Source organism: Winogradskyella sediminis (assembly GCF_003387355.1).
GTDB classification, from domain to species: Bacteria; Bacteroidota; Bacteroidia; order Flavobacteriales; family Flavobacteriaceae; genus Winogradskyella; species Winogradskyella sediminis.
Genome location: NZ_QUNH01000013.1, coordinates 1 through 8,087, shown reverse-complemented (window position 1 = coordinate 8,087; position 8,087 = coordinate 1). Strand labels below are relative to the sequence as shown.

Here is an 8,087-nt window from a genome sequence, read left to right as displayed (position 1 = left end):
TCAAATTATTTTTTTGCCTTCTAAACGGCTTAAAAAAAATCTTTTGAACGTCTAAATTTGAACCAAAAAGAGTCAACCTATTTCAGTATAATACAAAATGACAAATTCAGAAAAATTTTTAGACACTTATAATAGAATAGACAACTATCTAAAAAAAATAGATGGTTATGATTCTTATGTGAATTTCGCTCAAAAAATAAAGAATTCTAGCAATAAAGTTGTTAAGCGATTTAAAGACGAACTGATATCTTTTGGAGAATTAAGAAATGCAATAGTACATAATCCTAAAATTGGAAATAAAGCTATTGCAGAACCTCACGAAAGCACAGTTTTGCGGATTTCTGAACTTTATGAAAATATTACTAATCCAAAAAAAGTAATTCCTGAATTTCAATTCAAAGTTTTAGGTGCAAAAAAAGAAGAGTTCATAAATGACATCTTAATTGAAATGAAAAAAGAGTCATTCTCACAATTTCCACTCTTCGACGAAAACGGATTTGTCTGCGAATTAATAAACAATAATACCATTTCAAGATGGCTATCATCACAACTAGAGGAAAACGGAACAATAATTATCGAAAACGTAAAAGTTGGAGATTTGATTCCCGAAATAGAATTTAAAGAAAACTATAAGTTTGTTTCTCGGAATACATCGATTTATGAGGCTTATGATTTATTTATAAATCAAATTAATAAAAAACAAAGAAATTTAGACGTGATTTTTATTACCCAAAACGGAAAACCTACTGAAAAACTATTTGGATTAATAACAATTGAGGATATAGCTAACTTAATATAAAAACTGCACACAACAATGTGTATAATTCATTGCTAGTTATAGCCTACTTACGAAAGTCCTCGCGGACTTTCTATCTGTGATTTATTTGCTAACTTTAGTGCTTAAACACGCAACGAAATCATACACTAGACCGTTGGCAAACATTATGAAAAAAATTCTGCATATCATTATACTTCTAACTTCTATTTTGATTTTTTCTCAAGAAAAGTTAGGCGGAAAATATTGTTCAATTCCAATTGGAGAATCTGACGTTACTTGCATTGATTTTAAAGAAAATAATCGTTTTGAATATTCAGTTTCAGGCTGTTTAGGAACTTCTCATATTGGAACTGGAATTTATGAATTAAAAAACAAAAATTTAAAACTGGAATTTGGCAAAAAGGAACAACCAACTAAAAATAAAGTAAAAGTTACCAAAATAAAATCACAATCTGAAAAGAATATAGAGTTTGAATTTATTGTAAGCGACGAGTATGAATTGCCTCTTTATGTCAACATTATTGAAAAACCGAATATTAAAGGATTTGAAATTTATGAAGAGAAAAATAAAATTAAGGTTGAGAAAAAAAACTCTAAAATAAAATACGAAATTCGCTCATTAGGTTATGAAACTGTTGAATTAGAATTAGAACATAATTCAAGTAAAAAAATTGAAATAACTATGTTTCCAGTTCAAGCAAAAGTTATTTCAGAAAAAGTGTTAGAATGGAATTTGACAGAATTGAATCAATACGAATTTAAAGTCGGGACTGAAATATGGTCTACTTTTAGAAAAATAAAAAAATAACGATTTGCCAACACCGTACAAAATTAATTGCTTGCTTTTTGCTCATTTACGAAAATCCTCGCGGATTTTCTTTGTAAGTAAATATTTATTAACTTTATTGCTAAACCACGCAACTAACCTTGTACAAACACGTTGTAATGCATTTGCCTAAACCAACTAACTGAATTACTAACTAAAAGAAATCATTTACTCATTTTGACTTTTGAGCTGAATTTAAACTGGATAGATTAGTGAAAAAAATTATGTATAAAACCAACCTAATTGTAATTCTGTTATTCTTCTTTTCATTTTCAAATGCTCAAGAAAAAGATACTATTTATGGAAAAGTAAAATCCATAAGAGAAGAACTAAAATTTGTAAATGACAGTATTCAGAACAGAAAACTATTTAGTACAGAAGGCGACTATGGTCATTATGGATTTTCGAGTGCTGAATTTACCAAAAGTCGTTTTAAAAGTTGGTGGTATGACACTTATTGGGTTCATTATGTAAATTACTACAAAGAATTTGACAAAAATGATAGACTTTTAGAAGAAGTTTGGTTTTATAAAAATCAAAATACTGTAAATTATAACAAATACGAATATAACAGCTTTGGCAAAGTCAAAAATCGTAAATACATTTCGTATCAAGAGTCCAATTCAAGTTATACTTATGACATAAATAATAATTTGATTTATGTTAAAACCATTAGTGCTGATAGTAGCTACTCTACAGAAAAATATAAATACAACGAAAAGGGTTTCGTTTCAGATTTTGAATACTTCAACTCTGATTACCCTAAAGAAATTAGAAAGACAGAAAAATATTATGACTCGATTGGAAATTTAATTGAAGTTAAAAACTTCGATGAATATGGAGCTGATTACGGAACTCTTTACGAGTATGATGCAAAAGGCAGGAAAACCAAAATCATAAATCACTCACCTTTTATTTGGGTTAAAACAAAAAGAGGAAGTAAACAAAAAAGAACGGATAAAGGAAGTAATCATATAAGCCGTCACTATTTCTATGATGATAACGACAGAATTATTGAAATTCATTCTTACAACCAAGATTTTTACGATAAGAACAAAGCTGTAATTTATCGCAAAGAAAAAAAAGTGTACATCAACGATTTGCTAAAAGAACATCTTTATTATGATAAAAACGACACACTTACAAATTTTAGAAAGTATGAATATGATGATAAAGGACGAAAAATAAAAGAAGTTACTGTTAGTCCCAAATATCCAGATAACAATCGAACATTAGAATACTCATATAGTAATCACGACTTACCAATAAAATTGGTTTATACAGAAAAAGGAAGGCGAACTGAAGTAGACTTTGAACACGAATTTGACGAAAAAAACAATTGGATTAAACAAACCAAAAGCGTCAATGGAAAAAAACTATTTATTTGGACAAGAAAAATTGAGTATTTTGAATAAAAAAAACGCATTACAACAATGGCTATAAGTAATTGCTTGTTCTCGCCTACTTCTGAAAATCCTCGCGGATTTTCAGTTTGGTGTGTACTTGCAAAGTTAATCGCTAACCCACGCAACTACTCATAGCCGAGACCGTTACAAACAATTTAAACCAAAAACTACGAAATGAAAAAACTGAACTTACTACTTGGAATTTTAATTGCAATTATGTTATTCTCTTGTTCATCAGACGATAACTCAAACGAATCAAATCAAGATGAACTTATAGGTATCTGGAATTTAGTATCTGTAGAAAATCAAGGAAATGATATAACAGCAGTTGACTGCCAAATTGAACAAAACATTATTTTTACTGCAAACAATACTGGAACAGAAAAAGCACCAGAGGAAATCACTCAAACGCCCTGCGATTTTTTTACTGTTCCCTTTAATTGGACAAGAAATGGAAACGAAATAACAGTTGTAGTTGACCAAGAGGGAACATTCTTAAATGAAATATTATTAATGACTGAAAACACCTTAGAAATCGTAGTAACAGAAATTGACGGAGTAGCAGTACCCCAAAATGAACAAGAAATCTTTAAATATGAAAAATAGGATATTATTTTTTTAAACTTTCTTGCTTTTAGCTTCATCAAGCTACTCGCAAACAGAATTTGGAACTATATTGGGCTTAAACACGTCACGTTTTACTGACGAATTCAGACCTGTTAATGGTTCTTATATCAATTCTTCATCAATAGGATTTAGCTTTGGAGCTTTCGCTGAATTTAATATTAATGAAAAAATCAATTTTTATCCCAAAATTATTTATAACCAAATTGGAGACAGAGAAAAAGATTTCGGCAATGTAGAACGACGTGGATTAGATATTAGCACTATAGATTACAAGTTAGATTATATATCGATTCCATTAAATTTCAAATTTTTTAGTAAACCATACTTAACAATAGGACCACAATTTGGAATTCTAATATCTCAAAATAATGAAAGTCTGGATTTAGGAGATTTAAAATCAAGTTTTGATATTGGAGGAAATTTAGGAATTGGTTATCCTATTAAAGATTTTAGGATAGAAATAACTTTTTATCAAGGATTTAGTACATTACTCGAAGTCGAGAAAGAGTTTAGCGATGATATTATTGATGTAAGAAATACGTACTTAAATTTTAGTATTGGGTATAATCTGAAATAAAAACTGTTTGTAACACCGTGTATAATTAATTGCTTTATTGAGCTTACTTGCGAATATTCCTGCGGAATTTCACGGGTTCGTAAATGTTTGCTAAATTAGTTGCTGAACCACGCAACTAATCATACACAAACACGTTGGCAACAATTATGAAGAAAGACTATTTCTTCTTTTTAACAACATCTTGTAGAATAAATTTATTTCCCTTTCTAATAACTTCTTTTTTATGTTCGAGAATATCGTGAAAGTCATTTTTTGAATAACCAAGACCTCTTAGCAAGTTTTTTACAATAAATTCTGGAACTGGGTCGATATGATTCTGGAAAGGTAAAGGTCTTGTCAAATCAGCTCTTGTATATTGGATATGACCTTTTTTATTTTTAATGTACTTACAAAGACATAACTCGAGAAAAGATTCTAATTTGGAAATAGATACATTTCGGAGGTGTCTCGTTGACATAATTAAGCAAGTTCAAGATTGACATTAGATGAATCTCTTACTAAATCCTTCGATTTATATAAGTGTCTGAAATGTTCATTTTCGGACAATAAATCTTCAAAATCAGGCGAAATAACTCTTTTCTTTCTTTTATTTACAGCCCAACCAAGATTTTCTAACTCTTGAAAAATTGTTTTTTTATTGTGAGTATACTTTACATACTCTTCTAAAACAGTTTCAAATGATTCTCTTGCTTCTTCTTTAGTCAAGCCATAACCTGTCAAATCTAAAGCAGGAGAATAAACATAAAAAATAGAACTTTCTTCCCATAAGAAAATTGAAACACTGAACTCAACATTCTCTCTTCCATTAGAATATTTAGCGTTTGCTCGTTTTTTATCCATCTTTTAAAATTTTGTCAAATATAAATAATTGAACTTTACCGACAACTTTATAATCTGAAATATAAGAAAAAAATAACAGTTGCCAACAACGTATATAAAAAATAGCTAATTCCGTGCCAAATTTTATTGTTTTGTTCGTTTAATAACGGTATTTTAGTCGGAAAAGTATGCGTTTACTTACACGCTACTTTCCATATACAAACACGTTGGCAACAAGCTGAAAAAAACTCACGATAAACAAATGAATATCAGAAAAATAAATATTCAAGACATTGAAACGCTAAAAGAAATTGGGAAACTGACTTTTGCCGAAACTTTTTCTTCAGAAAATAGCGAAGAGAATATGAAAGAATATTTGGAAAACGGATTTTCAACTGAAAAACTGACTGCGGAATTGACAGACCAAAACGCTGAATTTTATTTTGCGGAACTTGACGGAAAAACAATCGGATATTTAAAAGTAAACGTCGGACAATCCCAAACCGAAATAAAGGGAAAAAACACACTCGAAATCGAACGGATTTATGTGCTAAAAGAATTTCACGGAAAAAAAGTCGGACAAATCCTTTATGACAAAGCAATTGAATTGGCTAAAGAAAAAAATGTGGAATATGTTTGGTTGGGAGTTTGGGAACAAAACCCGAGAGCAATACGATTTTATGAAAAAAATGGATTTGTAGCATTTGACAAACACGTTTTCAAACTTGGTAATGATGAACAGACTGACATAATGATGAAACTCGAACTGAATGAAAAAAAGCCAGTTGCCAACAATGTATAACCGCAATTACGGCGGATTCGACTACGTCCGAATCCACTCGGAATTGCTAAAGCCTGTGCTAAACCGAAAATTAACGCATATAAACCCGTAACTGACGGTTATACGAGACCGTTACCACACATTTGAAAAAAAACTATGAGAACCAACTTAATTACTGCAATTTTAATATTATTTGCACTTCAAATAAACGCTCAATCTCTCGACGAAAAAATAGAGAACTTATTGGAATTAGATGGAACTATAAGAAATATTGAAAATCTAATAACTCAAACAATCAATTATCAAAAACAAAATAATTTTGGAATTTCAGATAATTATTGGGAGGCTTTAGAACAAAAAGTGACAAAAAAATCATTAGCAGAACTTAAGACGATAGTTAAACCAATATACTCTAAAAATTACACGGAATCAGAAATTGACAACCTAATAACTTTTTACAGTTCACCAACGGGAAAATTAGTTACAGAAAAACAACCGATTATAATCGAGGAATTAAATTTACCATTAATGCAATGGTCTCAAAATTTAGGCTCTTTTGTAATTGAGGAAATTGAGAATAGAGGTAAAAACGAATCAACATCTGACGAAAAAGAAAAGTTTAAAACCGAATTCAAAGACAAATATGGCTTACAAATACTAAATCTTACTGACCTTGCAATCGACAAGGAAAATAATATCGGAGACTTATTAGTCGATTTTGGAAAAACAGATGGTGAAAAAGACGTAACCAAGATAATTCGAGTAAAAAATAATTCAAATAAGGAAATTGAATTTCAAGAACCAAAATTTTTGAGCAATGAAGTTATAAAATTTGATTTAGGTAATGAACCTCTTGGAATTGGAGAAACTAGAGATTTAAAAATTACATTAATCGCTGAGTTAGCCGAAAACAAAAGTTATTCAATGTCGAGTATTAATTACGATAATGGAAATAAAATACAATTTGGAATTAAATATGATGCACCTGCAAAGGAAATTAGTTTTGAGATTTCTAATAGAAAAATGAAGTTTAAAAAACTAAAGCAAGACTTCTCTAGACCTTACGTTTTCATCTTAAAAAATACAGGCAAAAAAGAATTTTACATTTCTGATATTAAATTAGATAAACAAATTGCATACTTAAACTGGAATAAAGAGACTATTAAACCAAATGAAGAAACTGAAATCAGAGTAGTTTATTCAAAACAATTAATTGCAAAACAGAAAAATACAGATTTGAAATTGAAAGTCGATTTAACGAAAGGAGAAAAAGGAGGATTTTCTAGTTTTGCAAACGAAACGATTGAATTGACCATTGAATAAAAAACGTGTGGTAACACCGTATATAATTTATTGCTAGTTCTAGCCTACTTACGAAAATCCTCGCGGATTTTCTATTCGGTTTTTATTTGCTAAATTACGTGCTAAACCACGCAACAAACCATATACAAACCCGTTCTACGCAATTTGACCAAACCAAGAAAATGATAGTAAAATATAAAAATTCCGTAATTGAAATAACAAATGAATCTGATTTGGATTCAGCGGAATTTGGTCAGAAATTTAAGAAACAATATCCAGCCGATTTAGGAATTGAATTGGAATATGAACCTTCCTCAAAACACGGAATTCGAATTACAGAAAACGGAATTGAAAAGTGTAGCGCATTATTATTGGAATCTGGAGGAGCAACTGGAATTTCTGAAAATTCATTTCTAATTAAAAACGACCGAATTTACATTTGCTGTTCTGACCAAATATATTCTCTGAATTTAACGGATTTGTCTGCTAATTGGAGAAATCAATATGACGTTGCAACTTGTTTCGGAATTTATGAATTTGACGAAGATTTTATCGTTCACGGAGAAATTCAAGTGAGCCGAATTGATAAAAATGGAGAAACTAAATGGAATTTTAGTGCGAGAGATATTTTTGTAAATCCAGATGGAAAAACTGAATTTAAAATTATCGAAAACCGAATTGAATTAATAGATTGGGAAGGTTATAAATACGAACTGAATGCTGATGGAAAAATATTAACTTAAATAAAAACTGCGTAGAACACCGTGTATAATTCATTGCTAGTACTTGCCTACTTACGAAAATCCTCGCGGATTTTCTATTCGGTTTGTATTTGCTAATTTAGTTGCTGAAACACGCAACGAAATCATACACAAAACCGTTGTAATGCATTTACCTTAACCAACTAACTGAATTACTAACTAAAAGATATCATTTACTCATTTTGACTTTTGAGTCGAATTTAAAGCGAA

General features: G+C 29.9%; 9 protein-coding genes. 8 read left to right on the top strand and 1 reads right to left on the bottom strand.

From position 1 onward, the window contains the following. The first annotated feature begins 97 nt into the window (after positions 1 to 97). The 5 genes from C8N41_RS16520 (at position 98) to C8N41_RS16500 (ending at position 4,214) form a co-directional block, all read left to right on the top strand. A complete protein-coding gene (locus C8N41_RS16520) occupies positions 98 to 799 on the top strand; it encodes a hypothetical protein (protein ID WP_115840080.1) in 702 nt (233 codons plus the stop codon). A gap of 145 nt (positions 800 to 944) precedes the next feature. Then, complete coding sequence (locus C8N41_RS16515) at positions 945 to 1,586, top strand: hypothetical protein (RefSeq protein ID WP_115840079.1); 642 nt, start codon at positions 945 to 947, stop codon at positions 1,584 to 1,586. Between the two features lie 230 nt (positions 1,587 to 1,816). Beyond that, on the top strand, positions 1,817 to 3,019 hold the full coding sequence (locus C8N41_RS17040; RefSeq protein WP_170137146.1) for a hypothetical protein: 1,203 nt from the start codon (positions 1,817 to 1,819) through the stop codon (positions 3,017 to 3,019). A 165-nt stretch (positions 3,020 to 3,184) separates the two neighbouring features. Beyond that, a complete protein-coding gene (locus tag C8N41_RS16505) occupies positions 3,185 to 3,616 on the top strand; it encodes a lipocalin-like domain-containing protein (protein WP_115840077.1) in 432 nt (143 codons plus the stop codon). Between the two features lie 22 nt (positions 3,617 to 3,638). Then, positions 3,639 to 4,214 carry a porin family protein gene (locus tag C8N41_RS16500; protein ID WP_115840076.1) on the top strand — a complete coding sequence of 192 codons (576 nt, stop codon included), beginning with the start codon at positions 3,639 to 3,641 and terminating at the stop codon, positions 4,212 to 4,214. Between the two features lie 459 nt (positions 4,215 to 4,673). On the opposite strand, the gene C8N41_RS16490 is transcribed toward C8N41_RS16500, so the two are convergent. After that, positions 4,674 to 5,054 carry a hypothetical protein gene (locus C8N41_RS16490; RefSeq protein WP_115840075.1) on the bottom strand — a complete coding sequence of 127 codons (381 nt, stop codon included), beginning with the start codon at positions 5,052 to 5,054 and terminating at the stop codon, positions 4,674 to 4,676. A 241-nt stretch (positions 5,055 to 5,295) separates the two neighbouring features. On the opposite strand from C8N41_RS16490, the gene C8N41_RS16485 reads away from it, so the two are divergent. The 3 genes from C8N41_RS16485 to C8N41_RS16475 all read left to right on the top strand — a co-directional run bounded on the left by C8N41_RS16485 (position 5,296) and on the right by C8N41_RS16475 (position 7,859). After that, entirely contained in the window at positions 5,296 to 5,835 is a 540-nt protein-coding gene (locus C8N41_RS16485) for a GNAT family N-acetyltransferase (protein ID WP_115840074.1), read from the top strand. A 135-nt stretch (positions 5,836 to 5,970) separates the two neighbouring features. Then, positions 5,971 to 7,137, top strand: coding sequence for a DUF2059 domain-containing protein (locus tag C8N41_RS16480; protein ID WP_115840073.1), 1,167 nt, complete (start codon positions 5,971 to 5,973; stop codon positions 7,135 to 7,137). Positions 7,138 to 7,298: 161 nt separating this feature from the next. Further along, positions 7,299 to 7,859, top strand: coding sequence for a hypothetical protein (locus tag C8N41_RS16475; protein WP_115840072.1), 561 nt, complete (start codon positions 7,299 to 7,301; stop codon positions 7,857 to 7,859). Positions 7,860 to 8,087 lie beyond the last annotated feature (228 nt).

What these genes read in the sequence shown, in the direction of transcription:
- C8N41_RS16475 (WP_115840072.1), top strand. Translation starts at nt 7,299, where the DNA reads ATGATAGTAAAATATAAAAATTCCGTAATTGAAATAACAAATGAATCT.
- C8N41_RS16485 (WP_115840074.1), top strand. Translation starts at nt 5,296, where the DNA reads ATGAATATCAGAAAAATAAATATTCAAGACATTGAAACGCTAAAAGAA.
- C8N41_RS16505 (WP_115840077.1), top strand. Translation starts at nt 3,185, where the DNA reads ATGAAAAAACTGAACTTACTACTTGGAATTTTAATTGCAATTATGTTA.
- C8N41_RS16520 (WP_115840080.1), top strand. Translation starts at nt 98, where the DNA reads ATGACAAATTCAGAAAAATTTTTAGACACTTATAATAGAATAGACAAC.
- C8N41_RS16490 (WP_115840075.1), bottom strand. Translation starts at nt 5,054, where the DNA reads ATGGATAAAAAACGAGCAAACGCTAAATATTCTAATGGAAGAGAGAAT.
- C8N41_RS16480 (WP_115840073.1), top strand. Translation starts at nt 5,971, where the DNA reads ATGAGAACCAACTTAATTACTGCAATTTTAATATTATTTGCACTTCAA.
- C8N41_RS16515 (WP_115840079.1), top strand. Translation starts at nt 945, where the DNA reads ATGAAAAAAATTCTGCATATCATTATACTTCTAACTTCTATTTTGATT.